A 619-nucleotide genomic window follows, 5' to 3' on the forward strand; every position below is an offset into this window, starting at 1 on the left:
GAAAAGATCCATGGGCAATGGTTTGCCCTCCACCCAGGGATGAAAATCCCCCTTTTCTTCCCATAATGAAGAATAGGCGCAAACAGTTCAACAGGACGTTATGCTTAATGGTGGCTTAGACCCTGTACGGAAAAGTGTTTGAATCCACTGGGTGCACCACCCATTGTCCGCCCTTTCCCGATGCGGAGGAAAGGTGACGACGAACGGAAAACTGCCGCATTTCTCCCGTGGATTCGCTGTTTGCGCACTCGATCATCGAAAAGGAGGATTTTCATCATGGATGTCATCTATCCTCGCTGCGCAGGATTGGATGTTCATGCCGAAACCATCGTCGCCTGCGCGCTATGGGAAGAAGATGGACACATTCAAAAGGACATTCAAACCTTCTCCACGTTCTCGAAAGGACTTGGCGACCTGCTCGAGTGGCTCGAAGACCATGGGGTCACCCATGTCGCCATGGAATCCACCGGCGTGTATTGGAAACCGGTCTTTGCCTTCCTCGAGGGCTATGTCGACTTGACACTGGCCAATCCGCAGCGGATCAAAAATGTCCCGGGAAGAAAAACCGATGTCTCTGACGCCGAGTGGATCGCCAAGCTGCTCCGCCATGGACTCGTTG

General features: G+C 52.7%; 1 protein-coding gene. It reads left to right on the forward strand.

Annotated features, from left to right (window positions below; all coding sequences use genetic code 11):
- Nucleotides 1-276 precede the first annotated feature (276 nt).
- Nucleotides 277-619, forward strand: a 343-nt coding sequence (locus ETC02_RS16860) for an IS110 family transposase (RefSeq protein WP_171698466.1), incomplete at its 3' end; no start/stop codon positions are given.

It is taken from the genome of Geobacillus sp. DSP4a, assembly GCF_013096875.1.
GTDB classification, from domain to species: domain Bacteria; phylum Bacillota; class Bacilli; order Bacillales; family Anoxybacillaceae; genus Geobacillus; species Geobacillus thermophilus.